General features: G+C 69.6%; 26 protein-coding genes and 1 pseudogene. 17 read left to right on the top strand and 10 right to left on the bottom strand.

Going from position 1 to position 25,284, the window contains the following annotated elements; all coding sequences use genetic code 11:
* The first annotated feature begins 19 nt into the window (after positions 1-19).
* A complete protein-coding gene (locus tag C457_RS07505) occupies positions 20-1,162 on the top strand; it encodes an MBL fold metallo-hydrolase (RefSeq protein WP_008093345.1) in 1,143 nt (380 codons plus the stop codon).
* 123 nt (positions 1,163-1,285) lie between these two features.
* Here the strand turns inward: C457_RS07505 and C457_RS07500 are convergent, their stop codons facing one another.
* From C457_RS07500 to C457_RS07490, 3 genes are all read right to left on the bottom strand, one after another.
* Positions 1,286-1,612 (bottom strand): 2Fe-2S iron-sulfur cluster-binding protein, encoded by a 327-nt coding sequence (locus C457_RS07500; protein ID WP_004969999.1) that lies wholly within the window; start codon positions 1,610-1,612, stop codon positions 1,286-1,288.
* A gap of 147 nt (positions 1,613-1,759) precedes the next feature.
* Positions 1,760-2,245 carry a universal stress protein gene (locus C457_RS07495; RefSeq protein ID WP_008093343.1) on the bottom strand — a complete coding sequence of 162 codons (486 nt, stop codon included), beginning with the start codon at positions 2,243-2,245 and terminating at the stop codon, positions 1,760-1,762.
* A gap of 34 nt (positions 2,246-2,279) precedes the next feature.
* Positions 2,280-2,567 carry a hypothetical protein gene (locus tag C457_RS07490; protein WP_008093341.1) on the bottom strand — a complete coding sequence of 96 codons (288 nt, stop codon included), beginning with the start codon at positions 2,565-2,567 and terminating at the stop codon, positions 2,280-2,282.
* A 101-nt stretch (positions 2,568-2,668) separates the two neighbouring features.
* Between C457_RS07490 and C457_RS07485 the strand changes: the two genes are divergently transcribed.
* Complete coding sequence (locus tag C457_RS07485; protein WP_008093339.1) at positions 2,669-4,312, top strand: flippase activity-associated protein Agl23; 1,644 nt, start codon at positions 2,669-2,671, stop codon at positions 4,310-4,312.
* Between the two features lie 53 nt (positions 4,313-4,365).
* On the opposite strand, the pseudogene C457_RS07480 reads toward C457_RS07485, so the two are convergent.
* Positions 4,366-5,404 (bottom strand): annotated as a pseudogene (locus tag C457_RS07480) (transcription initiation factor IIB).
* A gap of 141 nt (positions 5,405-5,545) precedes the next feature.
* Here C457_RS07480 and C457_RS07475 point away from each other — a divergent pair.
* The 3 genes from C457_RS07475 to C457_RS07465 all read left to right on the top strand — a co-directional run bounded on the left by C457_RS07475 (position 5,546) and on the right by C457_RS07465 (position 7,765).
* Positions 5,546-6,529 carry a lamin tail domain-containing protein gene (locus tag C457_RS07475; protein ID WP_008093335.1) on the top strand — a complete coding sequence of 328 codons (984 nt, stop codon included), beginning with the start codon at positions 5,546-5,548 and terminating at the stop codon, positions 6,527-6,529.
* Between the two features lie 214 nt (positions 6,530-6,743).
* Positions 6,744-7,139, top strand: a complete 396-nt coding sequence (locus C457_RS07470; RefSeq protein WP_008093333.1) for a hypothetical protein — start codon at positions 6,744-6,746, stop codon at positions 7,137-7,139.
* Positions 7,139-7,765, top strand: coding sequence for an METTL5 family protein (locus C457_RS07465; RefSeq protein WP_008093331.1), 627 nt, complete (start codon positions 7,139-7,141; stop codon positions 7,763-7,765). Before C457_RS07470 ends, C457_RS07465 begins: the two co-directional genes overlap by 1 nt.
* A 51-nt stretch (positions 7,766-7,816) precedes the next feature.
* Here the strand turns inward: C457_RS07465 and C457_RS07460 are convergent, their stop codons facing one another.
* The 3 genes from C457_RS07460 to C457_RS07450 all read right to left on the bottom strand — a co-directional run bounded on the left by C457_RS07460 (position 7,817) and on the right by C457_RS07450 (position 10,163).
* Complete coding sequence (locus C457_RS07460) at positions 7,817-9,469, bottom strand: rhomboid family intramembrane serine protease (protein WP_008093329.1); 1,653 nt, start codon at positions 9,467-9,469, stop codon at positions 7,817-7,819.
* Between the two features lie 144 nt (positions 9,470-9,613).
* Entirely contained in the window at positions 9,614-9,892 is a 279-nt protein-coding gene (locus tag C457_RS07455; RefSeq protein ID WP_004969989.1) for a UPF0058 family protein, read from the bottom strand.
* A gap of 58 nt (positions 9,893-9,950) precedes the next feature.
* Entirely contained in the window at positions 9,951-10,163 is a 213-nt protein-coding gene (locus C457_RS07450) for a ribbon-helix-helix domain-containing protein (RefSeq protein ID WP_004043463.1), read from the bottom strand.
* A 182-nt stretch (positions 10,164-10,345) separates the two neighbouring features.
* Between C457_RS07450 and C457_RS07445 the strand changes: the two genes are divergently transcribed.
* The 4 genes from C457_RS07445 (at position 10,346) to C457_RS07430 (ending at position 14,859) form a co-directional block, all read left to right on the top strand.
* Complete coding sequence (locus tag C457_RS07445) at positions 10,346-10,939, top strand: sulfite oxidase-like oxidoreductase (protein ID WP_008093322.1); 594 nt, start codon at positions 10,346-10,348, stop codon at positions 10,937-10,939.
* A gap of 151 nt (positions 10,940-11,090) precedes the next feature.
* The gene (locus tag C457_RS07440; protein WP_008093321.1) at positions 11,091-12,422 is read left to right on the top strand and encodes an isochorismate synthase; all 1,332 of its coding nucleotides are present in this window, start codon (positions 11,091-11,093) and stop codon (positions 12,420-12,422) included.
* A gap of 120 nt (positions 12,423-12,542) precedes the next feature.
* Complete coding sequence (gene menD, locus C457_RS07435; protein WP_008093319.1) at positions 12,543-14,291, top strand: 2-succinyl-5-enolpyruvyl-6-hydroxy-3-cyclohexene-1-carboxylic-acid synthase; 1,749 nt, start codon at positions 12,543-12,545, stop codon at positions 14,289-14,291.
* 55 nt (positions 14,292-14,346) lie between these two features.
* Complete coding sequence (locus C457_RS07430) at positions 14,347-14,859, top strand: hypothetical protein (protein ID WP_008093317.1); 513 nt, start codon at positions 14,347-14,349, stop codon at positions 14,857-14,859.
* Here the strand turns inward: C457_RS07430 and C457_RS07425 are convergent.
* Both C457_RS07425 and C457_RS07420 read right to left on the bottom strand, forming a co-directional pair.
* The gene (locus C457_RS07425; protein WP_008093315.1) at positions 14,856-15,377 is read right to left on the bottom strand and encodes a hypothetical protein; all 522 of its coding nucleotides are present in this window, start codon (positions 15,375-15,377) and stop codon (positions 14,856-14,858) included. The genes C457_RS07430 and C457_RS07425 overlap by 4 nt on opposite strands.
* Entirely contained in the window at positions 15,370-15,834 is a 465-nt protein-coding gene (locus C457_RS07420) for a hypothetical protein (protein WP_008093313.1), read from the bottom strand. The genes C457_RS07425 and C457_RS07420 overlap by 8 nt, the downstream gene beginning before the upstream one ends.
* Before the next feature lie 120 nt (positions 15,835-15,954).
* Here C457_RS07420 and C457_RS07415 point away from each other — a divergent pair, with 120 nt between their 5' ends.
* The 8 genes from C457_RS07415 to C457_RS07380 all read left to right on the top strand — a co-directional run bounded on the left by C457_RS07415 (position 15,955) and on the right by C457_RS07380 (position 23,975).
* The gene (locus C457_RS07415; protein WP_004043470.1) at positions 15,955-16,872 is read left to right on the top strand and encodes a 1,4-dihydroxy-2-naphthoyl-CoA synthase; all 918 of its coding nucleotides are present in this window, start codon (positions 15,955-15,957) and stop codon (positions 16,870-16,872) included.
* Between the two features lie 144 nt (positions 16,873-17,016).
* Complete coding sequence (locus C457_RS07410) at positions 17,017-18,234, top strand: ABC transporter substrate-binding protein (RefSeq protein ID WP_008093309.1); 1,218 nt, start codon at positions 17,017-17,019, stop codon at positions 18,232-18,234.
* 1 nt (position 18,235) lies between these two features.
* Positions 18,236-19,204, top strand: coding sequence for an NAD(P)/FAD-dependent oxidoreductase (locus C457_RS07405; RefSeq protein WP_008093307.1), 969 nt, complete (start codon positions 18,236-18,238; stop codon positions 19,202-19,204).
* A 180-nt stretch (positions 19,205-19,384) separates the two neighbouring features.
* Positions 19,385-20,323, top strand: a complete 939-nt coding sequence (locus C457_RS07400; RefSeq protein ID WP_049913439.1) for a 1,4-dihydroxy-2-naphthoate polyprenyltransferase — start codon at positions 19,385-19,387, stop codon at positions 20,321-20,323.
* Positions 20,324-20,325: 2 nt separating this feature from the next.
* A complete protein-coding gene (gene menC, locus C457_RS07395; RefSeq protein WP_008093304.1) occupies positions 20,326-21,378 on the top strand; it encodes an o-succinylbenzoate synthase in 1,053 nt (350 codons plus the stop codon).
* 69 nt (positions 21,379-21,447) lie between these two features.
* Positions 21,448-22,257 (top strand): enoyl-CoA hydratase/isomerase family protein, encoded by an 810-nt coding sequence (locus C457_RS07390; protein ID WP_008093303.1) that lies wholly within the window; start codon positions 21,448-21,450, stop codon positions 22,255-22,257.
* Positions 22,258-22,355: 98 nt separating this feature from the next.
* Positions 22,356-23,072, top strand: coding sequence for a ThuA domain-containing protein (locus C457_RS07385; RefSeq protein WP_008093302.1), 717 nt, complete (start codon positions 22,356-22,358; stop codon positions 23,070-23,072).
* Between the two features lie 144 nt (positions 23,073-23,216).
* The gene (locus tag C457_RS07380; protein ID WP_008093301.1) at positions 23,217-23,975 is read left to right on the top strand and encodes a glucose 1-dehydrogenase; all 759 of its coding nucleotides are present in this window, start codon (positions 23,217-23,219) and stop codon (positions 23,973-23,975) included.
* Positions 23,976-24,253: 278 nt separating this feature from the next.
* Here the strand turns inward: C457_RS07380 and C457_RS07375 are convergent, their stop codons facing one another.
* On the bottom strand, positions 24,254-25,129 hold the full coding sequence (locus tag C457_RS07375) for a hypothetical protein (RefSeq protein WP_008093300.1): 876 nt from the start codon (positions 25,127-25,129) through the stop codon (positions 24,254-24,256).
* Positions 25,130-25,284 lie beyond the last annotated feature (155 nt).

Raw genomic sequence — 25,284 nt, 5'->3', positions numbered from 1 at the left:
GCGCGCGTACCGTGTGCGTATGACTCCCGAGGAACTCGCGACCCGACTCGCCCGCGGCGACCCGACGGCGATTCTCGACGTGCGCGACCGCGACGAGTTCGAGGCGTGGCGCGTCGACGGCGCGGCCGTGACCGCGACGCAGATTCCGGCGATTCGCTTCACGCAGGCCGAGATTCGCGGGACGGTCTCCGAGCTCGCGGCGGCGTTCGAGGACGCTCCCTCGCCCGTGGTCGTCGTCTGCGCGGAGGGCCGGTCGAGCGCGCACGTCGCCGACGTGCTCTCCGAGGCCGGCGTCCCCGCGGAGAATCTCGAAACGGGAATGGACGGCTGGGCGCGCGTCTACCGCGCCCGCGAACTCCCCGTCGGAACCGCGGACGCGACGGTTCTCCAGTACGACCGCCCCTCCAGCGGCTGTCTCGCCTATCTCGTCGTCGCCGGCGACGAGGCCGTCGTCATCGACCCGCTTCGGGCGTTCGCAGGGCGGTACGTCGAAGACGCACGCGAGTGCGGCGCTGAGGTCGTCGCCGCCGTCGACACCCACGTCCACGCCGACCACGTCAGCGGCGTCAGCGCCGTCGCCGAGCGCACCGGAGCGACCGTCGTCCTCCCGGTGGGCGCGACAGACCGCGGCCTCGACTTCGACGCGCGACTCGTCGCGGACGGCGAGACCATCAGCGTCGGTGACGCGGAACTCGTCGCGGTCCACGCGCCGGGACACACGACCGAGATGACGGCGTTCCGACTCGGCGACCTGCTCTTTGCGGGCGACAGCCTCTTCCTAGAGAGCGTCGCGCGCCCGGACCTCGAAGACGGCGACGAGGGCGCGCCCGCCGCCGCGAGGCGGCTCCACGCGACGCTCACGGAGCGGTACGGCGAGTTCGCGGACGACACGCTGGTCGCGCCCGCCCACTACGGCCCGCGGACGGTCCCGGACGAAAACGGCGCGTACGTCGCGGAAATCGGGACGCTCCGGGACCGACTCGGGGCGCTCTCGATGGACGAGGCGACGTTCGTCTCGTTCGTCTGTTCGGACATGCCGCCGCGGCCGGCAAACTACGAGCGAATCATCGAGACGAACCTCGGTCGGGACTCGCTATCGGACGAGGAGGCGTTCGAAGTCGAGTTGGGGCCGAACAACTGCGCGGCGACGAGCGAGGCGTGAGGCGCGGTCCGCGGGCCGAGCGAGTGCGTCGGTCCGACGCGTCGGTCCGGCGCGTCAGCTCGGCGACTCGGTTCGAAACGGAAAAACGCGGGCCGGCGCGCCGGCCCCGGAGAGTACCCGTCGTCAGTCGTCGTCCGCGGCGGTGCCGGCGGCCGCGGCGTCGCCTTCGATGCTCGGCGGGTAGACGCCGCGGTCGAGTTTGAGGTCGCTCTGCGGGCGGGCCATGCAGGTGAGGGCGAACCGCTCTGCCTCCTCGTCGGTCAGCCCGCGGGCGGCGGGCTGGGTGACGTCGCCTTCGAGAATCTCGGCGGAGCAGGCGAGGCACATCCCGACGCGGCAGGAGTACTCCTGTGCGATTCCTTCCTCGATGCAGGCCTTGAGGATGGTCTGCTTGTCGGAGACGGTGATGGTTTCGCCCGTGCCGACGAACTCGACGGTGTACTCGGTCATACCGCGGCGTATGAGCGACCGCACCAAAACTGTTTATCAAAGTCGCGGCGACCTCGTCGCCGACCGCGCGGTCGAAGCAGGCTGCCGAGCAAGGCGGGAACGTGCGACCCGTGCCCGCGCCCGAGTTCGGACTCCGACGTGGTCGAGTTACTCCTCGGCCTCGGCCTCGGCGTCCGTCTCTTCGTCCGCAGCGTCATCCTCGTCTTCGTCGTCCAACCGGATGGTGAGCACCGGGACCGGCGAAGTGCGGACGACGCGTTCGGTGACGCTCCCGAGGAGGTAGTGACTCAGCCCCGTGCGCCCGTGGGTACCCATGACGACGAGGTCGATGTCGTGGTCGTCGATGTACTCCCGGATGGAGCGGTAGGCGGTCCCGGTGACGACCTCGGCCTGCACGTCGATACCGGCCTCCTCACCGGCCTCGCGGACGTGTCGGGTCGCGGCGTCGCCCTCCCGTTCGAGGGCGTCGATGACCACGTCCGCGCCGGCGTCGAGCGAGGTGTAGATGCTGGTGTCGACGACGTACAGCGCGTGAATCCGCGCGTCGTAGGTCTTCGCGAGGTCGAGCGCATGGTCGATGGCGCGTTCGGCGGCCCTGCTTCCGTCGGTCGGGACGAGGATTTCGCGGTACATGACAAATTATACTTAGTTCGGAACGCGGTTAATACTACTCCTCGTTCCCGTCGTCTCGGAACGACAGAATGGCCTCCTCGCACGCCTGCAGTCCGTCGATTCGCTCGGTCTCCTCGTCGAGTTCGACCGTCTCGACGACCGACCAGCCGGCGTCGTCCTCGTAGGCGGCGGCCTTGACCCACGCCTCGGTGGCGAAAAGCAGGCTTCGGGCGGGGCTGTCGTCCTCGACGGCGACGACGAGTTCGAACGCGTCGGCGCGGTTCAAAGACGTCAGCTCCTGCGGTTCGAGGGGGCGAGCGGGTAGCGACTCGATGAGCGACATATCCGAGTGCTACCGGTCGGCGGGGATGACGCTTTCGAAGGGGCGGGCCGCCGGCCTTCCAAGTCGTAACCTTTCTGCCGTCCGGCGCGCCACGTCATCCCATGATTCCCTCCCGCGTCGGGCGGCGACCCGACCGAACGACGCTCGCCGTCGTCGCGCTCGCCGCCGCGGCGCTCGTCGTCCGCCTCGTCGGACTCGGCGACCGGCCGCTCCACTGGGACGAGGCCCGCGTCGGCTACTGGAGCCTCCGGTCGCTCGAAACCGGCTTCTTCTCGTACCGCCCCGTCGCCGGCGGGCCGCTCGTCTACCACCTCTCGCGGCCGTCGCTCGCGCTGTTCGGCGCGACCGACTTCGCGCTCCGCCTCCCCTTTGCGCTCTTCGGCGCGGCCCTCCCGCTCGCCGCGCTCCTCTTCCGCGGCCGCCTCGCCGACGACGAGACACTCGGGTTCGCGGCCGTCCTCGCGGCGAACCCGCTTCTCGTCTACTACGGCCGGTTCGCCCGCGGCGACGTGCTCGCGGTCGGCTTCGCGCTCGTCGCCTTCGGCTTCGCGGTCCGTCTCGTCGACGGCGCGGGGCGGCGAAACGCCTACGGACTCGCCGCGGCCGTCGCGCTCGCCGTCGCCTCGTCGGGGCTCGGTCTCGTCGCGCTCGGCTGTCTCGCCGTCGCCGGGCTCTTGGTGTTCGACCACGCGGCGCTCCTCTCGTCGGCGCGCCCGGCCGCGATGCGCCTCGGCGAGTACGCCGCCCGACTCCGCGGCGCGGCGACCCCCGCGGCCCGCGCGCTCCTCGTCTTCGTCGCGCTCCACGTCTTCGCGTTCGCCCCGCGCGCGGGCGACACCGACGGCGCGGGCCTCTACGCGCCGGGGACGATTCTCGGCGCAATCGACGCGGCGCTGTTCGACTCGGTTCGCCGCTTCGTCGGCGTCCGCGTCGTCGACCGCTACCCGGAGGGGACCCACGAGTATCTCCCGTACTTCGGCGACCTCCTCGGCGCGCTCGCGCTCGCGGCGCTCCCGGTCGTCCTCCTCGGTGCGGCGGTCTTCCTCGTCGACCGCTACACGGCCGGCGGGCCGCGGTCGGAGGTGTCGGCGGCGGTCTACTGGGCCGGCGCGTCGCTGGTGTTCGTCCCCATGCTGACCGAGGTGTCCGCGCCGTGGCTCGGCGTCTACGTCGTCGTCCCGCTCGCGCTCCCGGCGGGTATCGGCCTCGCGGCGCTCGTCCGCTGGGGTCGCAGCGCGTTCGACTCGCGGGACGTGCCCCGCGTCGCGGCCGCGGTCATCGTCCTACTCGCGCTCGTCGCCCAGACCGGCGCGGTGGCGACGACCGAGGTGTACGGCCCGAGCGACCGCGACACCGAACTCGCGCACTTCGCACAGCCGTCCAGCGAGTTCTCGTCGTTCCGTGACAACCTTTCGGCGTGGGTCGGCCCGACCGACGACGAGGGGCCTGACGTGCTCTACTACGGGAGTTCGATGTACGTCGCCGACGGCGCGGCCGACTATCCGCCGGTCCCCGACTCGTGGGGCGAACAGCTCCCGATGGCGTGGTACGTCGAGCGAATCGGCGCCGACTCGACGTCGGCGGCGACGCCCGAGGCGCTCGAAGCCCGGTCGTCGATTCCGCCGGTGGTCATCGCGCCCGCCGACGAGCGCGGGACGGTCGCGCCGCTCCTCGACGGCTACGTCGCACACCAGTACGACACCGGCCTCTGGGGACGGCCGGTCGTGGTGTTCGTGAAAAACTGAGTGTCGTCGACGTCGTCAGTCGGTGATGGTGAGCCGGGGCGGCGGGCCGACGCTCAGCGGAAGCCCATCGCTTCGATCTGTTCTTGGTAGCGGTTCCGGATGGTGACTTCCGTCACCTGCGCGACGTCGGCGACTTCGCGCTGGGTCTTCTTCTCGTTGCAGAGAAGCGAGGCGGCGTAGATTGCGGCGGCGGCGAAGCCGGTCGGCGACTTGCCCGACAGCAGGCCCTGCTCGGCGGATACGTCGATGATCTCGGTCGCCTTCGCCTGTACCTCCTCGGAGAGGTCGAGCGCGGAGGCGAACCGCGGGACGAACTGCTTGGGGTCGACGGGCTTGAGTTCGAGGCCGAGTTCCTGCGAGATGTAGCGATACGTGCGACCGATTTCTTTCTGCGGGACGCGCGACACTTCCGCGACCTCGTCGAGCGAGCGCGGGATACCTTCCTGACGGCAGGCGGCGTAGAGCGCCGAGGTGGCGACGCCCTCGATGGAGCGCCCGCGAATCAGGTCCTCGTTGAGCGCGCGGCGGTAGATGACCGAAGCGACCTCGCGGACCGACCGCGGGACGCCGAGCGCCGAGGCCATGCGGTCGATTTCGCTGAGGGCNGCGGCGGTAGATGACCGAAGCGACCTCGCGGACCGACCGCGGGACGCCGAGCGCCGAGGCCATGCGGTCGATTTCGCTGAGGGCGAACTGGAGGTTGCGCTCGCCGGCGTCCTTGGTCCGGATGCGCTCTTGCCACTTGCGCAGGCGGTGCATCTGCGAGCGTTTCTCGGACGAAAGCGAGCGACCGTAGGCGTCCTTGTCCTTCCAGTCGATGGTCGTCGTCAGCCCCCGGTCGTGCATCGTCTCCGTGATAGGCGCACCGACGCGCGACTTCGACTGCCGCTCGGAGTGGTTGAACGCCCGCCACTCCGGGCCGCGGTCGATCTGTCGCTCGTCGAGGACGAGTCCGCAGTCGTCACACACCAGCTCCCCCTGGTCTGCGTCCGTGACGATCTGGTCAGAGCCACACTCCGGACAGTTGACTTGCTCGTCCTCTTGTGCCGTTGCCTCCTCCTCTCGCTGACGCTGCCGGCTCGGACGTTCCATTAAAAGGTTTCTGGTGGAGCGTGAATTTAAACCTTTGTAACAGAAATATGATAAAGGCCGCTGTCTGGCGATTCGACGAGCTCGGATTCGGGGGATTCGGACGCAGCTACTTATACAGTTCCCTGACTAACGGTGAATCGAATGGTCAGACGTGCTACCGCGACACTCGTTGTCGTCGTTCTCGCGGTCCTCGCGGGCTGTCTCGGTGGAGGCGGCGCGGGGGCGGCGGCGACGGTCGAATCGACCGCGACAGAGACGGCATCGCCGACGGCGCAGTCGGGGTCGCCGACGACCGCGGCCGCCGAAGGCGACGTGACAGTCGAGGTGGTCGAGGTGGTCGACGGCGACACCATCAAGGTCGTCATGCCGGACGGCGCGCGCGAGACAGTTCGGCTCCTCGGCGTCGACACGCCGGAGGTCCACGCCGAGAACACGCCCGACGAGTTCGAGGGCGTCCCCGAGACCGAGGCCGGGCGGACCTGCCTCCGCGCGGCCGGCGAGGACGCGAGCGCCTACGCGAAGTCCCGGCTCGCCGACCGGACCGTCGAACTCCGGTACGACGAGAAGGCGGGCGAGCGCGGCTACTACGGCCGGCTCCTCGCGTACGTCGTCGTCGACGGCGCGGAGTTCAACTACGACCTCATCGCCGAGGGCCACGCCCGGTTCTACGAGAGTTCGTTCGAGGAGCGCGAGCGCTACGAGCGCGCCGAGCGCGACGCCAGAGAGCGCGGGGTCGGCCTCTGGTCCTGCGCGACCGAGGGCGCGGCCGCGGGCGGTGCGGACGCGACCACCGACGACGGCCTCTCCGTCTCGGTCGTCGCCGACGCGCCCGGCAACGACAACGACAACCTGAACGAGGAGTACGTCACGCTCCGGAACGACGGCGACGACCCCGTCGACCTCTCGGGGTGGACCGTCTCCGACGCGGCGGGCGCGACCTACACGTTCGCCGAGGGGACCGCACTCGACCCCGGCGCGTCGCTGACGCTCCACACGGGCTCGGGAACCGACACCGATGAAGACGTCTACTGGGGTCGCGGCGGCGCGGTGTGGAACAACGGCGGCGACACGGTCACGATTCGGGACGCCGCCGGAACCGAAGTGCTCGCGTACACGTACGAGTAGAGTCGCCGGCTCCGGGCGGAACCGCCCCGCGGGGTCAGGGGGAATGGGGGTGGAGCGTGTGCCCCCACGAGCAGTACGGTACCAACGGACATTACTCTCTAGGCTGTCATATTTGCGCGGCGAACCCCCGTGCCATCAGCGGATTTCACGCACAGAAATTACTACTAGGCATTTACAAAGATATATACATAACCAAAGGAAATGTGTGTGCAACATGAGCACGCTCGAATCCTCGTCCGTCGAAGCCGGACTCGTCGCCGGCCGTCCCGCCGACCTGACCCCCGTCGTCCTCGACGCCGCGGGTCTGGAGTCGACCGCTCCCGCGCACCTCCGCGACCTGAAGACCGAACTCGCCGAGGAGGGGTACCTCCCCGCCGAACTCACCGTCGAAGCCCGCTTCTGCGAGGACGACCCCCTCGCGGTGCAGTCGGAGTCCGACCGCCTCCGCGAGTACGTCCGCGCCGCCGCGTTCCTCGGCGTCGGGCGCGTCGCCGTCGACGTCGCGGAGTGCTGTCGCCCCGACGACGCCGAGTCCGCGCTCGCGGCGCTCGGCGAGCGCGCCCGGCGCGAGGGTGTCGCTTTTGAGCTTCGAGGTTCCATCGACGGCTGATGGCAACCAAGGCCGCGCTGGAGGCGCAGTTGGCGGTGGTCGCCGGCTTCGAGAACCCGAAGGTCTCGCTCGAACAGTACCCGACGCCGCCGGACCTCGCCGCGCACCTCGTCCACCTCGCGGACCTCCGCGGCGACATCGAGGGCGCGACGGTCCTCGATTTGGGCTCCGGAACCGGCATGCTCGGACTCGGCGCGGCGCTCCGCTCGCCCGCCCGCGTCGTCGGCGTCGAACTCGACGACGCGGCGCTCGACACCGCGACCGATAACGCTCGCCGCGTCGGCGCGAGCGCCCCCATCGACTGGATTCGCGCCGACGCGACCCGCCTGCCGCTTTGTCTCCCCGACGACCGGCAGGTCACGGTGCTCATGAACCCGCCGTTCGGCGCGCAGCGGGGCAACGAACACGCCGACCGCGCGTTCCTCGAATCGGTCGCGTCGGTCGCCGACGTGTCCTACTCGGTCCACAACGAGGGGAGCAAGGAGTTCGTCGAGTCGTTCGTCGCCGACGCGGGCGGCGACCTCACCGACGCCTTCCGGGCGACGTTCGACCTCGACCGCCAGTTCGACTTCCACGACGAGGACCGCCGACAGCTCGACGCCGAAGTGTTCCGCATCGAGTGGTGAGGTGGCCGTGACCGCGCCGTCGTCAGCGCGCGCGTCGACCCCCGACCCAGCCTAATTGTACGTCTCTTGTCGCGCGATGCGGACTTTCGTCCCCCGCGACTCGGCGAAGACGAACGACTTCTCGCGGACGAATCGAATGCCGTCGAGCGTCGTGCTCGCATTCTTCGTCGGCATCGGTCCCCTGACGGTCCCACTGTCCGACGACACCTGTATGTCGTAGCCCGCCGCCGTCGGCACGACCGAGATGTTCCGCCGGGCGACGACCGGTTCGGCCCGGACCGGCCCGGTTTCGTAGGCTAGTCGCGCTTCGCCGTCGGCGACGAGGAACACCCGGTAGGCGGTTCCCGCGCCCGAGACGACGTAGCCGTCGCGGACCGCCGTCACCTGGTCGCGCCAGCCGAGGCCGCCGAGCCTGACCGCCGACTCGCCGTCGAACGCCAGCCGACTCGTGGAGACGGCCGTCGTCCAGATACCGCGCCGCTCGCTTCTGACGATGACCCCGGAGGTGTTGGTCGTCGTCGACTCGCCGAACAGTTCGATGTCAAAGACGGCGGTCAGGCCGTTCGGCACGTCCTCGGCGTAGGTCACGTCGTAGTCCCTGACCGAGACGCTCTCGCCCGGCAGATCGTCGCCGCTCGCGGTGAACGTGTTGTACAGCATCGCCGGTCCCGACAGGGCCGCGACGACGACGAGGAGAACGGCGACGCCGACCTGCCAGCGGCGGGCCGAAAATACCGAGTTGTCGGGCGCGTACTCGCGGAGCGGCTTGTCGGAGGCCGCGACGGTCAGCGCGACGATGGTCGCGAGCGCGACGACGAGCGCGAAGCCGACGGCGCGAAACAGCACGTAGGTCTCGCCGCCGCGGTACCAGTACACCGCCCACAGCGACTCGCTCACGGAAAACAGGAGGACGCCGGCGAAGCTCCGGAGCGCGGGCGGGTTCGACCCCTCGCGGCGGTGAGACAGCCACACGCCGAGGAGGACGCCGAACAGGAAGCCGATGGCGTGGCCCTGAATGGCGATTTGGGACCACCACGGCGTCGAGAAGATGGGGCGGGCCGACGAGACGACTTCGGGCGACAGCATCGCGTTGTAAAACAGGCTGACGACGCGCCCGGAGACGAACGCCAAGATGGTCGACAGCGGCCGGAAGACGAGCGCGAAGCCGGCGAACGCGAACACGACGCCGGAGAAGCCGACGACCGGGCCGAGCGCGAAGACGGAGGTCAGAAGCCCCACGCCGACGACGGCCGCGGGGAAGACGACGAGCGACCGGACGTAGGGGTTCTCGCGGGCCGACCCGAACGAGGTGGACCCGCGGCGCGTCGGGTAGTGTCCCCACGCGTACTCCGCGACCGGCGCGAGCGTGAGCGTGCCGACGAGGTTGCCGACGAGGTGGCCGGCGCTGGAGTGGGCGAATGCGGCGGTCAGCATCCCGGCCGGGTAGAAGTACGACCACGCCCGGAACGGGATGACGACGGGCCGGTACCACGACGACCAGCCGTCCTGCACGACGAGATAGACGAGGAGGACGCCGCCGACGCTGACGAGCGTTCCGAGCGGGAGGCCGAACAGGAAGCGCCGCCGGAGGGCCACCGAGAGGCGAGTCGGCCTGTCGACGACGGCGAGCGCGGCGGCGGCCGCGAGGAGCGCGAGGAGCGCGGCGAGCCGCTGGAACGGTATCCAGCCCGGTATCTCTAGCATTAGCTACCTGTGTCGTGCGAACGGGTGATAAAGAAACCCGCGGAGAACTGCTTGAGAAGTGCTAGCGGGCGACACGAATCCGACGGCGGGTGACGGCTCAGCGTCGGGCGGTCGGTCGCGGGGCGCGCTGCGGCGGACGGCCGCTCAGATTTTCCCTTCGGCGTCGTCGGCCAGTTCCTCCATGCGCTTGCCGACGCGGCCCGCGCTGGAGAACTCATCGTCACTCATCGCGGTCGCGAGGGCGTTTCCGAGCACGAACACGGCGTGTTTGTGCTCGCTTTTCGATTTGTGGACGTGGGAGGGCTCGACGGCGAGCTCGTCGTAGGGGTCGAACAGGCTCGAATCGACGTGCTCGCGGGCCGAGAAGTGGTCCTTGATGATAACCATCTGTTCGTGCAGCTCCAGCAGTTCGTCCTTGTGCATGAGCGTTGGTTAGGCGCGAGGGCGGTTTAAGCGTTATTGGGGGATACTGTCACTCGGCTCAGAAGACGTACTCGTCTTCGTGGCCCATCATTCCGTCGTCTTCGTACGCGCGGTCCTCGTCGGACATCGGACCGCTGGTCTTGTACGCGCGGATACCGGTCGACAGCAGGTCCTCGATGGCCTCGTCGCGGTTGACGAACTCGCCCTGTTCGACGAGTTGGACGATCTGCATCTCCAGGTGTTCCGGCACGGTAATCTCTACTTTGGGCATCTGAACGTCCGTCGCTTTGGAAGGGCCGTATATAACTCTACCGGGGAAATAATCGGGTTTTCCGAAGGTCGTTCCGGCGAACGCGAATCTCCGTTTACGTTCGGTTAGTGCGGCTGCCGCCCCTGTCGCCGACGGGTGTCCGGAGTCGTTAGTGATAGGTGCGTCGGGCCGAAGATTCGACCATGGCCAACGACGTGACCCACCTCTACGAGGAGTTCGGCGACGACCGACTCCCGCCGGGCCAACGCGAGACCCAGCGGTTTCCCGTGCTCTCCAAGAGCGGCACGCCCTCGTGGGACCCCGAGACGTGGTCGTTCGAGGCGTGGGGCGCGGTCGAGACCGAACTCGATCTCTCGTTCGACGAGTTCCGAGACCTCCCCTCCGAGACGCAGGTACAGGACTTCCACTGCGTCACCGGCTGGAGCAAGTTCGACTGCGAGTTCGAGGGCGTCACGTTCCCGACGCTCGCAGACGCGGTCGGTGTCGACGACGACGCGGTCCACGTGATGTTCCACGCCATGGACGGCTACACCACGAACCTGCCCCTCGACCAGTGCATGCGCGACGAGGTCATGTTCGTCTGGGGCTACGACGGCGAGGACCTGCCAGCCGACCACGGCGGCCCCCTTCGGGTCGTCACCCCGCACAAGTACGCCTACAAGGGCGCGAAGTGGGTCTCGGGCGTCGAATTCCTCACCGAGCCCGAACGCGGCTACTGGGAGAAACGCGGGTACTCGAACACGGCGAACCCGTGGAACGAAGAGCGGTACAGCTGAGCTGATTTCCAGCGTTTTCGGCGGTCGCTTCGCGTCCGAGCCACCAGCGTTGTCGTTCGGTGGACAGATGTGCGCGTTCCGCCGACTCCCCGGGGCGGCGCGCGGGACAGAAGGGAGAGTTTCAAGCGTCCCCGGTCCTGACCCACGGTCGATGGAACCGTTGCGGACAGACGAGATGGGGGCCCATCTCGTCAGCAGGTCGGTTCGACTGTCTGCGCCGCCCGTCTCGGCGTCGCTCGCGACGATGCGCCGCCCGCGGGCGCTGTGGACCGCCCCCGACGAGCCGACAGTCGTCGGCGGCGGCGTCGCCGTGGCCGTCGAGGCCGACGGCCCCGAGCGACTCGCGCGCGTCCGCGAGTCGGCCACGTCGCTGTTCGACGGCGCTGACGTTGACGCCCCTGACGTCGCCCGCCCGCGATTTTTCGGCGGCCTCGCCTTCCACGAGGAGGCGACCGGCCGCGACCCGTGGGCCGACTTCCCGGCCGCGCGCTTCGTCGTCCCCGAGGTGCAGGTCGCCTTCGACGGCGACGACGCGTGGCTCACGGTCACCGCCGTCGGCGCGGACGCCGACCCCGAGGCCGTCGGCGACCGACTCGACGAGGTCCGCGAGACGCTCGAATCGCTCGACGACGCTCCCCCCGAGGGACCGCCGGGCGTCTCGAACCGCCACCGGACGACCTCGGTCGAGGCGTGGCACGAGAGCGTCGACGCCGCGGTCTCTCGCATCCGCGCCGGCGACCTTCAGAAGGTCGTCCTCGCGCAGGCGCTCGAAGTCGAACTCGACCGCCCCGCCGCCGCGCCCGACCTGCTCGCCCGCCTCGGTCGGACGTACCCCGACTGCCACCGCTTCCTCGTCGAGCCGAACGGCGGGGCGAGCTTCCTCGGCGCGACGCCCGAGCGACTCGTCTCGCTCCGCGGTCGCGAGGTCGAGACCGGCGCGCTCGCCGGGACGACCGGCCGCGGCGACACCGACGACGAAGACGAGTGGCTCGCGAACGAACTGCTCGGAAGCGAGAAGGACAACCACGAACACGAACTCGTCGCGGAGACGATTCGGGAACAGCTCGCCCCGCTTTCGGCCGAGATTCGCGTCGGCGACCGCGGGATTCGGAAGCTGGCGACCGTCCAGCACCTCTGGACGCCCATCGACGCGACGCTCGAACGCGACGAACACGTCCTCTCGCTCGTGGACGCGCTCCACCCGACGCCCGCGGTCGGCGGCCTCCCGCCGGAAGCCGCCCTCGACGTGATTCGCGACACCGAACCGTTCGACCGCGGCTGGTACGCCGCGCCGGTCGGCTGGTTCGACGCCGACGGCGACGGCAGTTTCGCGGTCGCCCTCCGCTCGGCCATCGTCGAGGAGACGCTGGCGACGCTCTTTGCGGGCGTCGGCCTCGTCGCCGACTCCGACCCCGACGCGGAGTGGGACGAGGTGCAACTGAAGTACCGACCCATCCTCGACGAACTCGAACGCGACGACTGACGCCGTAGCCGGCGACCGACATCGTAGCTGACGACCGACATCGTAGCTGACGACCGACATCGTAGCTGACGACCGACTTCGACTCGACTCGATTCAATCCGATTTGACGACCCAGACGAGATGACAGCACCGAACCGAAACGCCCTCTGGGCACGGACCTTCGCCGACGAACTGGCACGCACCGGCATCGACGCGGTGTGCATCGCACCCGGCAGTCGCTCGACGCCCCTCACGGAGGCGTTCGACCGCCACGACGACATCGAGACGTTCTCGCACCTCGACGAGCGCTCGGCGGCCTACTTCGCGCTCGGCCGCGCCCGGCGCACGGGCGAGGTGACGCCCATTCTCTGCACTTCGGGCACCGCCGCCGCCAACTTCCACCCCGCGGTCATCGAGGCGTCGCAGGCCCGCGTGCCGATGCTCGTCCTCACGGCCGACCGACCGCCGGAACTCCGCGACAGCGGAGCCAACCAGACCGTCGACCAAGAGAAGCTCTACGGCGACGCCGTCCGCTGGTACAAGGACATGCCCGAACCGGAGGCCACGGACAGGAAGCTCCGGAGCCTCCGAACCACCGCCGGCCGCGCGATCTCCGAGGCAACCGGCGTCGACGCCGGTCCCGTCCACCTCAACTTCCCCTTCAGAAAGCCGCTCGAACCGACGTACGTCGAGGGCGACGTGCCCGCCGACCTCGACCCCGAGGCGCTCGACGGCCGGAGCGGGAGCCGACCCTACGTCAAGACGACCGCGGGCGCGCCGGAACTCTCCGAGGACCACCTCCGAAAGCTCGCCGACGACCTCGCGGTCGACCGCGGACTCATCGTCGCCGGTCCCGCCGACCCGCCGGGATTCAACGCCGAGGCCGTCGCCGCGTTCGCCCACGCGACCGGCTTCCCCGTCGCCGCCGACCCGCTTTCGGGGCTCCGATTCGGCGGTCACACCCGGACGACGACCGTCCTCGGCGGCTACGACGCCTACCTCGACGAGCGCGTCACCGCCGACTGGCCCGACCCCGAAGTTGTCGTCCGCATCGGTGCGTCGCCGACCTCGAAGGCGCTCCGGAAGTACCTCGCGCGCACCGACGCCCGGCAGTACCTCGTCGACCCGACGGGCCGCTGGCGCGAGGCCGAGTTCGGCGCGACTGACCTCGTTGAGGCCGAGCCCTCGGTGCTCGCGTGGCGGCTCTCGCAACTCATCCGCAACCGCCCGGACGAGGGCTGGAACGCGCGGTGGACCGACGCGGAGGACGCCTACTGGAGCTTCGTCGACGACGAGACCGACGCCTTCGAGGGCCGGCTCGCGGCCGACGTGGCCGACCTCGCGCCCGAGCCCTCGACGCTGTTCGTCTCGAACTCCATGCCCGTCCGCGACCTCGACCGCTTCGCGCGACCCTCGACGAAGTCCCGGACGGTCCTCGGCAACCGCGGCGCGTCCGGCATCGACGGCATCGTCTCCTCGGCGCTCGGGGCCGGCTCCGCGGCGACCGACCACCTGACGCTCCTGACCGGCGACCTCGCGTACTACCACGACATGAACGGCCTGCTCGCGCTCGGTCGCCTCGGCGTGGACGCGACCATCGTCCTCGTCAACAACGACGGCGGCGGCATCTTCCACATGCTCCCCATCGAGGAGTACGAACCGCCCTTCACGGACCAGTTCAAGACGCCCCACGGCCTCGACTTCGCGGCCACCGAGGACCTCTACGACCTCTCGTTCGCGTCGGTCGACCCGGACGACTTCCCCGACGCCTACGCCGAGTCGGTCGCCACCGACGGCACCGACGTTATCGAAGTCCGTACCGACGCCGAGGACTCGCACCGCGTACGCGAGCGTATCGCCGAGCGCGCCAGAGAGCGACTGTCCGACTGACCGACCGAACCAGTCGACCGACTGACTTTTCTCCTGCGCTCCGAATCGTGGCGACATGTCCTCCGCACTCTTCCGCCAGTACCGCGGCAGCGTCTACGCCGTCGCCGGGTTCCTCGGCGTTCTCGCGTTCGCCTACGCGACCGTCGTCGCGTACGAACCCCTCGCCGGGGTCTTCGCGGGCGCGACCGTCGTCTTCGGCGTGGTGCTTCTCTCGGACCTCGCCGAGCGCGGCTATCCCCCGGCGCTCGGCCGCCGCGGGACGCTCGCGCTCGTCGCGGTCGTGGTCGCCTTTCCCGTCCTCTGGTTCGTCGTCCAGCGGCCCCTGACGGGCCTCGGCCTCGCGCCGCTCGTCGCCGTGGTGGCGTGGGGGCTCGCGCGGTTCAAAGCCGGCGGCTACCCCGAGTCGATGGGTCGCCGCCGGTCGCTCGCGACCGCGGTCGTCGGGACGGGGCTCGTCGCCTACGGCTCCGTGGCCGGAACGACCGCCTTTCTCGTCGGCATCGCGGCCGCGGTACTCGTCGGACTGACGTCGTGGTTGACGAGTCCGCGCGGTCCGCTTCGAGACTAGCCCCCCGCGTCGGAAGCGTCGTCCGAGACATCTGACTTCGCCCACGGCCCGACGAGTCGCCCGGCGGCCCAGTAACAGCCGGCGTCGAGGACGACAGACAGGCCGCCGATGACTCCGCCGACGACGCTCGCGGCCGCGACGCCGATGAGCGCGATGAACGCCAACGAGAGGAGCGGGGCTCCGTTCAGAATCGCGCCGACGAGGAGCACCCCGAGGAGGAACGCCGCCCCGATGAGCGCGCCTGCCGCGAACCCGCGGAGGACGAGTCGCCACAGTCCGCGGAGGCCGTCCTGTAGGTCGGCCAGCCCGCCGCCAGCCAGCGCCCATCGGGTCGCGGCCGCGGTGAGGAGCCACAGGTAGGCGAAGGCGGCGACGCCCGGAAGCGTCCCGAAGTTGGCGAGTTCGCCTTCCAGCGCGCCGCTCGCGTGGGCCGCGAGGAGTCCGACGAGACTCAGGACGACGAGATTGAACGACGAGACGGCCCACGCCTCGAAGCGGCCGGCGGCGGTCTCAGCCATGCGCCAACACCTCCGCGAGCGCGACGAGGACGAGAAGCGCGGCGGCGGTCGCGCCGTAGCTCTTCGCGAGGAGCGAGCGCCCGGCACCCACCGGGTAGTCTCGTCGGAGCCTGAGCGCGACGAGCGTCCGGACGAACGACCCGAGGACGAACGCGGTCACCGCGAGGAGCTTCACCGTCAGTATCGTTCCCCAGCGGCCGGACGGGCCGGGCGGACCGAGCGCGCCGAGGTTGCCGACGCCGGTGACGACCATCGCGCCCATCGCCGCCCAGAAAACCCACTCGTAGGTGGTCGCGAGAGTCGACGGGTCGCCGACGACCCCGGCCGAGTCACCCGCGCCCTCGGTCCCGGAACCGGGCGCTCTGAGCGTCGTCCACGCGAACACTGCGCCACCGAAGACGAGCGCCATCCCGACGATGTGGACGAATCTGACGAGAAGGCTGGTCGCGGCCGACATGCGCGAGAGTAGTTCGCCGACTGACAAATAGTTCCGGGCCGAGCGGAGAACGCGGCGGGACTCGGCCCCGAACCATCGCCGCAAGCGAATCTTTTTGCGCCGCCCGCGCCGCCACTCGGTATGGTCTCGGAGATTTTCGACCCCGACCGCTGGGAGCCCGTCCCGGGGTCCGACGAGTTCGACGACATCACCTACCACCGCGCCGTCGACGTGCCGGCGGTCCGTATCGCGTTCGACCGCCCCGAGGTCCGAAACGCCTTCCGACCCGGAACCGTGGACGAACTCTACGCCGCGCTCGACGACGCCAGAAAGCGCGCGAACGTCGGGTGCGTCCTCCTGACCGGCAACGGTCCCTCCGAGAAGGACGGCGGCTGGGCGTTCTGTTCCGGCGGCGACCAGTCGGTCCGCGGCGGCTCGGGCTACGAGTACCGCGACGACGACGAGGCCGACGCCTCCGACGACCCGCTCGTCCGCGAGGCGAAAGCCGGTCGCCTGCACATCCTCGAAGTCCAGCGGCTCATTCGCTTCATGCCCAAACCCGTCGTCGCCGTCGTGCCGGGGTGGGCCGTCGGCGGCGGCCACTCCCTGCACGTCGTCTGCGACATGACGCTCGCCTCCGAGGAGCACGCGAAGTTCCTCCAGACCGACCCCGACGTGGCCTCCTTCGACGGCGGCTTCGGCTCCGCGTATCTCGCAAAGCAGGTCGGCCAGAAGAAGGCCCGCGAGGTGTTCTTCATGGGCAAGACCTACTCCGCCGAGGAGGCCGTGGACATGGGCATGGCGAACGAGGCGATTCCCCACGAGGAGCTAGAGGACGTGGCGCTGGAGTGGGCCGACGAGATGACGAAGAAGTCGCCGACGGCCATGCGCATGCTCAAGTACGCCTTCAACATGACCGACGACGGCATGGTCGGCCAGCAGGTGTTCGCCGGCGAGGCGACCCGGCTCGCCTACATGACCGAGGAGGCCCAAGAGGGCCGCGACGCCTTCCTGGAAAAGCGCGAACCCCGCTTCCGCGACTACCCGTGGCACTACTGAGGGCCTGACCCCGGCTCTCGCCGGACGCCGGACCCGCAACCGCGATGCGGCCCCTCCCGTCGGGCCGAAACACGTCGCCTCGCCAAGGTTTAGGCCGGCCGAAAAATAGGAACGCTCTTATACATTTAGGTTAGCCTAAATCCCATGGAAGAGAAATCCACCGGGCAGGAGGGACTCACGCGACGCAACTACATTCGGTACGGCGGCACGGCTCTCGGTGCCGGGATGCTGGCCGGTTGTACGTCGGACTCGTCGGGGAGTGACGAGGCGACCACGGCGGCCGAGACGACGACCGAGGCAGCCACCGAAACGAGCGCCGAGACGGAGACCCAGACGACCGAGGCGGACTCCTCGTACTCGGTGACGATGGAGCCGATGGGCGAGGTCACGTTCGACTCGGTTCCCGAGTCGTGGGCCGCCTACGACGGCGGCTACGCGGACATGGCCGTCGCGCTCGGCGTCGGCGACGGGCTGACCGGCGTCGGCGGCGCGGGCCGGTACTACACCTACGTCTACGACGAACTCCCCGGCGTGAGCGTCGACCGCGAGCAAATCGAGGCGTACCCCGAGGTCCGGACGAAAGAGGAGTTCTACGAACTCGACAACGACGTCCACCTCTACGACCCGAACATGCTCATCAACTGGTTCGACTGGGACCAAGCCGACGTGGACGAAATCGCGGAGAACGTCGCCCCGTTCGTCGGCAACCTCGTCTTCCGCCGGTCGGACGGCTGGCACGACTACCGCTACTACACGCTCTACGAGGCGTTCGAGAAGGTCGCGCAGGTGTTCCAGCGCGAGGACCGCTACGAGGCGTTCGAGGCGTTCCACGACGAGTTCATCGCGGAGATACAGGCGGAACTGCCGCCCGCGGACGAGCGCCCGAACGTCTTTCTCACCTTCGAAGGGACGACCGAACCCGAGACGTTCTCGCCGTACCGCCTCAACGACAAGGGCACGAGCAAAAAGCAGTGGAACGACCTCGGCGTCACCGACGCGCTCTCGGGGACCGACATCGAGAACCTCAGCACGACCAACCGCGGCGAACTCGACTACGAGAACCTCCTCGAAATCGACCCCGACGTGATTCTCGTCCGCGGCCACGAGCGCAAGACGCCCGAGGAGTTCCGCGACACCGTCCTCGCGTACATGGAGGACCACCCCGTCGGCGGCGAACTGGCGGCCGTCCAGAACGGTCGGGTCTACCGCGGCGGCTACCTGTTCCAGGGGCCGATTCACAACCTGTTCCTGACCGAGCGCGCCGCGAAGCAGTTGTACCCCGACGTGTTCGGCGACGTGACGGGCGACGCCGAACTGTTCGACCGCCAACGCGTCGCGGACATCGTCAACGGGGAGTTCTGAGATGGCGGACGCCGAGCGCTCGGAGGGGACGGCGACGACGACAGCGACCGACCCCGAAACGGCGGCGTTCGACTACGACGTAGCCATCGTCGGCGGCGGGCCGACGGGCTGCTCGGCGGGCGTCTTCACCGGTCGGTACGGTCTCGACACCGTCGTCTTCGACCGCGGCCGGTCGTCGCTCCAGCGCTGTGCCTATCTGGAGAACTACCTCGGCTTCCCCGGCGGCGTCGACGTCGAGACGTTCTACGGACTCATCCACGACCACGTCGAGGCGGCCGGCTGCGACCTCGTTCCGGCGCTCGTCGAGGCGGTCGAACCCGCCGGCGGCGACGGGACCGAGACCGCGGACGCCGCCGGGCCGGGCTTCGAGGTCACGACGCAGGACGGCGAGACCGTCACGGCGAGGCGGGTCGTCGCGGCCGCCCGCTACGGCGGCGACTTCCTCGAACCGCTCGACGACGACGAGATGTTCGTCACCTACGAGTACGACGGCGAGACGCGGACGAAGTTCGACCGCGACTACGCCGACATCGAGGGCCGGACAGCCATCGACGGGCTGTACGTCGCCGCGCCGGTGAGCGAGGTCAACGTGCAGGCCATCATGTCGGCCGGACAGGGCGCGCGCGTCGGCCGGTCGGTCATCACCGACCACCGCCTCGAACGGGGGTATCCCGAGGCCCTCGCGCATCACTGGGACTGGATACGTCCCGAATCGGAACTCGCCGGCGAGGAGACCGCCCGCGACGACTGGCGCGAGCGGTTCGACAGCCGAGTCCCCGACGACTGCGACCTCGCCGAGGAGCGACTCCGCGAACTCCGCGAGGCCGACGTGGAGCGTCAGCGCGAGATGTACATCTCCGAGGAAGCGGTCGAAGCTCGGGCCGAGCGCGGTCGCGAGCGACTCGCCGACCATCTCGGCGTCGCCGCCGATTCCGGTCCCGCCGCTGATTCCGCTTCCGACTCCGAATAGCGAGTCATCGACACCCCACCGTCGGCGACGGCGATGACCACGTCGTCGCCGACGTCGGGGCGCTCTCCCTCGTCGGGGCCGACGCGCACGCCGGGGGGCCGCCGTCTCCCACCCACCGCCTCGGCGTCGCGCGCTTTCGGATAGGAACTTACTCACTGCTTCGGCCCTCGTATGCAGACAATGAGCACGCAGGACATCTCTCGCAGGCGGGCGTGGGTGATGGCGTCGCGGCCGCAGACGCTCCCGGCGGCCGCCGCGCCGGTCGTCGTCGGCACCGCGGTCGCGGTCCACGCCGACCTGTTCGCCCCGCTCCCCGCGCTCGCGGCGCTCGTGGGCGCGCTTCTCATCCAAGTCGGGACCAACTTCGCCAACGACTACTACGACGCGGTGCAGGGCGCGGACACCGAGGCCCGCGAGGGGTTCACCCGCGTCACCGCGGGCGGGCTCATCCCGCCGGCCGAGGTCAAGCGGGCGATGTATCTCACCTTCGCCGCCGCCGTCCTCCTCGGCACCTCCCTCGTCTACGTCGGCGGCGTGCCCATCCTCGTCATCGGCCTGCTTTCGGTCGCCTCGGGCATCGCCTACACCGGCGGCCCGTACCCCCTCGGCTACCACGGTCTCGGCGACCTGTTCGTCTTCGTCTTCTTCGGCCTCGTCGCCGTCGTCGGAACCTTCTACGTGCAGGCCGCGAGCGTCCTCGCCGCCCCGCTCACCGTCGGTATTCCGGAGGGGACCGTCACGGTCGTCGCCGTCCTCGCCAGCCTCCCCATCGCGGCCATCTCCACGAACATCCTCGTCGTGAACAACGTCCGCGACAAGGAGGAAGACGCGACCACGGGCAAGCGGACCCTCGCGGTCCGGTTCGGCTACGGTTTCGCCCGCGCCGAGTACGTCGCCATGCTCGCGCTCGCCTACGTCGTCCCCGCCTACCTGTGGACCCGCGCGGGCTTCGACTGGTTCGTCCTCCTGCCCATGTTCTCGATGCCCGTCGCGGCCCGCATCGCGCGGACCGTCGTGACCGAGACGAAAGGCGAGAAGCTCAACCCCGCGCTCGAAGACACGGGCAAACTCCTCGCCCTCTACGCCGTCCTCTTCTCGGTCGGCCTCGTCCTCGCGTGACGATGCGTCTCCGCGAGTTCGCCGTCGACCTCGAAACGCCGCTTTCGACCGCCAAGGGCGACATCGAGCGCCGCGAGGGACTTCTCGTCGCGGTCGACGTTGCGGGCGAGACTGGCGTCGGCGAGGCGACGCCGCTTCCGGGCTGGACCGAGTCACTCGCCGACTGCCGCGACGCGCTCGCCGACCTCGCCGAAGGCGACGCCGTGGCCGACGCCAATCCCGAGTCCGCACTGGAAGACGGGACACTCGCAGACGCGCCCGCCGCGAGACACGCCGTCTCGCTCGCCGTCTCCGACGCCCGCGCTCGCGCCGCCGACCGACCGCTCGCCGCGTCCCTAGCCACCGACTCGCACACCTCGCTTCCGGTGAACGCGACCCTCGGCGACGACGGTCCCGAGGCGACCGTCGAGGCCGCCGAGACCGCCGTCGAATCGGGGTACGACTGCCTCAAACTGAAGGTCGGCGCGCGCGACCCGACCGACGATGTGGCGCGTCTCCGGGCCGTCCGCGAGGCGGTCGGTCCCGACGTGTCGCTGCGGGCCGACGCGAACGCCGCGTGGGACCGCTGGACCGCCGACCGCTTTCTCGACTCGGTCGAGGAACGTGACCTCGACCTCGACTACCTCGAACAGCCGCTCCCGGCCGACGAACTCGACGGCCACGCCGTCCTCCGGCGGCTCCACGACACGCCCATCGCGCTCGACGAGTCGCTGGCGGCGGTCCCGCCGCAACGCGCGCTCGCCTCGAACGCGGCGGACGTGCTCGTCTGCAAGCCGATGGCGCTCGGGGGCCCGGACCGCGTCCGCGACCTCGCGGCTCGCGCCCGCGACGCCGGCGTCGACGTCGTCGTCACGACCACCATCGACGCCGTCGTCGCCCGACTCGGCGCGCTCCACGTCGCGGCGTCGCTCCCCGGCGACCGGGCCCACGGGCTGGCGACCGCCTCGCTCCTCGACTCCGACCTCGCGGTCGACCCGGCACCCGTGCGCGAGGGCCGGATGCGCGTCCCCGAGGCCCCGGGGCTCGGTATCGACGTGTCCGCGCTGTTCTCCTGAGCCGGTCAGCGACGATTCAACTCTCCACGGTCCAAACGTTTTTCACGGTTCTGCACGTCGAACCGGGAGATGACCGAGGTCGAACTCGACTCCGACGCGGTACGGCTCGCGCTCGACGACGGCGTGGCGACGGTGACGCTGGACGCCCCGGCGGTTCGGAACGCGCTGACGGTCGAAGTCACCGCCGGCGTGCGCGAGGCGCTGGGCTCGCTCCCCGACGAGACGCGCTGTGTCGTCCTCCGCGGGAGCGACGAGGCGGGCGCGTTCTGTGCCGGCGGCGACGTGAACGCCATGCTGGAGCTACAGGCCGACGCCATGACGCTCCCAGAGGCGGTCGACCACGTCGTCCGCGACACCGCCGACTGCGTGCGCCGCGTCTACGAGTGCGACCTGCCGACGGTCGCGGCCATCGACGGCCCGGCCGTGGGCGCGGGCGGCGCGCTCGCCATCGCCTGCGACCTCCAACTCCTCCGCGAAGACGCCTCCGTCGGCTTCGGCTTCCGCCGGGTCGGCCTCGCGGTCGACTCCGGGCTGTCGTACCTCCTCCCCCGACTCGTCGGGCGCAACGTCGCCATGGAACTCGTCTACACGGGCGAGAAACTCGGCCCCGAGCGGGCGCTGGAACTCGGCGTCGTGAACCGCGTCGCCGACGAGGACGAGTTCGAGGCGGAACTCGACGCCCTCACGGCGCGCATCGCCGGCGGCCCGACGAAGGCGCTCACCGCCTCAAAGCGACTGCTCCGCCGCCCCGACGACTCCATCGAGGCGGCCATCGAACACGAGGCGTCGGCGCAGGCGGTCATGTTCGGAACCGACGACCACGCCGAGGGCGTGGAGTCGTTCATGAGCCGGCGGGAACCGGAGTTCGAAGGGACGTAGCCGACTCGGTGGGCGACCGCCACGGGCCGCCCTCGCCCTCGCCTTCGGCGCATTTCGCTGTCGGTGCATACTTGTCGCCGCCCGGCGACGGCGGGAGTATGGTCACCGTCACCGTCTGGAACGAGTACCGACACGAGAAGGAAAACGACGAGGTCGCCGAAATCTACCCCGACGGTATCCACGCGACGATAGCCGAGGGGCTCCGCGAGGCGGGGTACGACGTGCAGACCGCCACGCTGGACGAACCGGAACACGGCCTCACCGAGTCGGTCCTCGACGACACCGACGTGCTGGCGTGGTGGGGGCACAAGGCCCACGACGAGGTGGACGACGCAATCGTCGACCGCGTGGTCGACCGCGTCCGCGACGGGATGGGACTGCTCGTGCTCCACTCGGGCCACTACTCCAAGCCGTTCAAGCGCCTGATGGGGACGACCTGCTCGCTGAAGTGGCGCGAGTCGGGCGAGAAAGAGCGCGTCTGGGTCGTCGAGCCCGGCCACCCCATCGCCGACGGCCTCCCCGAGTCGTTCGAGGTCCCCCGCGCCGAGATGTACGGCGAGCGGGTCGACATCCCCGCGCCGGACGAACTCGTCTTCACGTCGTGGTTCGAGGGCGGCGAGGTGTTCCGCTCCGGCTGTTGTTACACCCGCGGCAAGGGCCGCGTCTTCTACTTCCGACCGGGCCACGAGACCTACCCCATCTACGAGCAGGAGGAGGTTCGGACCGTCCTCGACAACGCCGTCGACTGGGCGGCCCCCGGTGACGGGCCCGACCCGTACTTCGGCAACGCGGAGCCCATCGAAGACCTCGACTGAGCCGTCGGTCGGAGAGAGCGGACGAAACACTATTTTCTCGGCCGCGAGAGCGTCACGCGTCCCTGAAGAGGCGTTATTTCCGAGTGACACCTACTGGCACGCACGACCGCGCAGCCCACGCGGCCGGCGGGTCGTGGTGATATCATGAAGGGAATCGATGGGAAAGTCGCGCTCGTCACGGGCGCGGCGTCGGGTATCGGTCGGGCGACCGCGCTCCGGTTCGCCGAGGAGGGCGCGATGGTCGCGCTCTCGGACGTGCAGGTGGACGCCGGCGAGCAGGTCGTCCGAGAGATAGAAAGCGAGGGCGGCGACGCCGCCTTCTTCGAGGCCGATAGCTCGAAGGAAAGCGACGTGGCGAGCCTCGTCGACAGGGCGGTAAGCGAGTTCGGCGGCCTCGACTTCGCGCACAACAACGCGGGCATCGAGGGGACGCCGGGGCCCATCGCCGAGCTGTCCATCGAGGACTTCCAGCGGGTCATCGACATCAACCTGACCGGCGTGTTCCTCGGCCTGAAGTACGAGATTCCGCGCCTCGTCGAGAACGGCGGGGGCGCTATCGTCAACACGTCTTCCGTGGCGGGACTGACCGGCGGCGCGAACCTCGCGCACTACTACGCCGCCAAACACGGCGTCATCGGGCTGACCCGCTCTGCCGCGCTCGAAGTGGCGACCGAGAACGTCCGCGTCAACGCGGTCTGTCCGGGCGTCATCGAGACGCCGATGATAGAGCGATTCACCGCCGGCAACGACGAGGCGAGGGCCGGACTGGTCGAAGACGAGCCAATCGGCCGCCTCGGCAAACCCGAGGAGATAGCCAGCGCGGTCGTCTACCTCTGTTCCGACGACGCCTCGTTCGTCACCGGCCACCCGATGGTCGTCGACGGCGGCTACGTCGTCCCGTAGCCGACCCGCGCAGAGCCCCGTTTTTTCGCCGCCGGAGTCCGCCCGCCCGGACGGGACCGTCCGGAGCGCCGACTATCATAAGTGGGTGCGGTCCGGAGAACGCCCATGGCACAACCGACGAGCGGACAGCGGCGACTCATGTTCGCCCTGTTCGCGTTCGCGGCGCTCGTCTTCCTCCTCGGCATCGTCGTCATCGGCTACCTCGCCGGCGCGTTCTGAACACTCCCGAGGGCACCCGTGACCGTCCCCGCGGCTCGGGACGGCGAACAGCGGCCGGCTCAGCGGGTCGCGTCTTCGGGGTGGTAGGTCTTCCCGCGAGAGCCGTCGGCGGTCATCCGGCGGAGCGTCGCGGCGGCGTTGCTCGCGTCGTAGCCGAACAGCACGTCCTTCGCGTACTCGTCTGCGACCTCGATGGCGTGGATGAGGTCGTCCACGTCCACGTTCACGGCGTACAGTTCGAGCGAGAAGTCGACGTCGTAGGGCTCCAAAAGCGAGACGAAGCCGCGGGCGATGGTTTCGAGCCAGTAGGTCGTCCCGTAGTTGGTGTCGTAAAGCGGGACGACGAACTCGTCGACGTGCGCCGAGAGCGCCTCGACGTCGAGGCCGGAGCGGCGGTAGAGGTGGCCCGGATAGGGGTCGGGATAGAGCGTGAGATACAGGCGACCGGGGACGCGCTCGGCCGCGTCGGCGACGAAGTCGGTGATGACCTCGGCGCGCCACTCGAACCAGGCGTCCTCGTCGTCGGCGTCGCGGCCGCGGTCGGCGGCCCACGCCTCGAACTGCGAGGTACACCGGTCACACCGGCAGTACTCGTCGCGCGGGAAGCCAACGTCGTCGAGGCGAACGTCGCCGTTGGCCGCGGCGGCGTCCTCGACGATTTCGAGCAGACCGGCGCGGTACTTCTCGTTCGTCGGGCAGATGTACGCCCAGTCGAAGTACGTTCGGTCCCGCGTCGCCGGGTTCCCCTCGCCGTCGACGGGGACCAACTCGGGGCTCTCGTTGGCGGCGGCGTTGTCGCCGAAACACGATATCATGTTGACGGCGTTCGACAGCGGTTCGGCCGCCCGGCCGGTGACGTCCTTGACCTCGTAGAAGCCGCGGTCGAACTCCGGCCAGTCGACTTCCTCTTCGTTGCGCGTGACGACCCCGTACATGGCTCCGCCTTCGCGCGGGCGGCGGGTAAGTCGTTCGCTCTCGGCCGTGCACGCCCTCTTCGGGCGTCGTCACTGACCGGCCGCGAATGAGGCGAACCCGGCCGAACGCGGCCGAGCACGCGAAAAAGTGGTTACTCTTCGATTTCGACTTCGAC

Source organism: Haloferax prahovense DSM 18310, from assembly GCF_000336815.1.
Classification (GTDB): Archaea; Halobacteriota; Halobacteria; order Halobacteriales; family Haloferacaceae; genus Haloferax; species Haloferax prahovense.
Note: the sequence above shows the minus strand (reverse complement) of the source record. Positions and strands in the feature narration are given on the sequence as shown.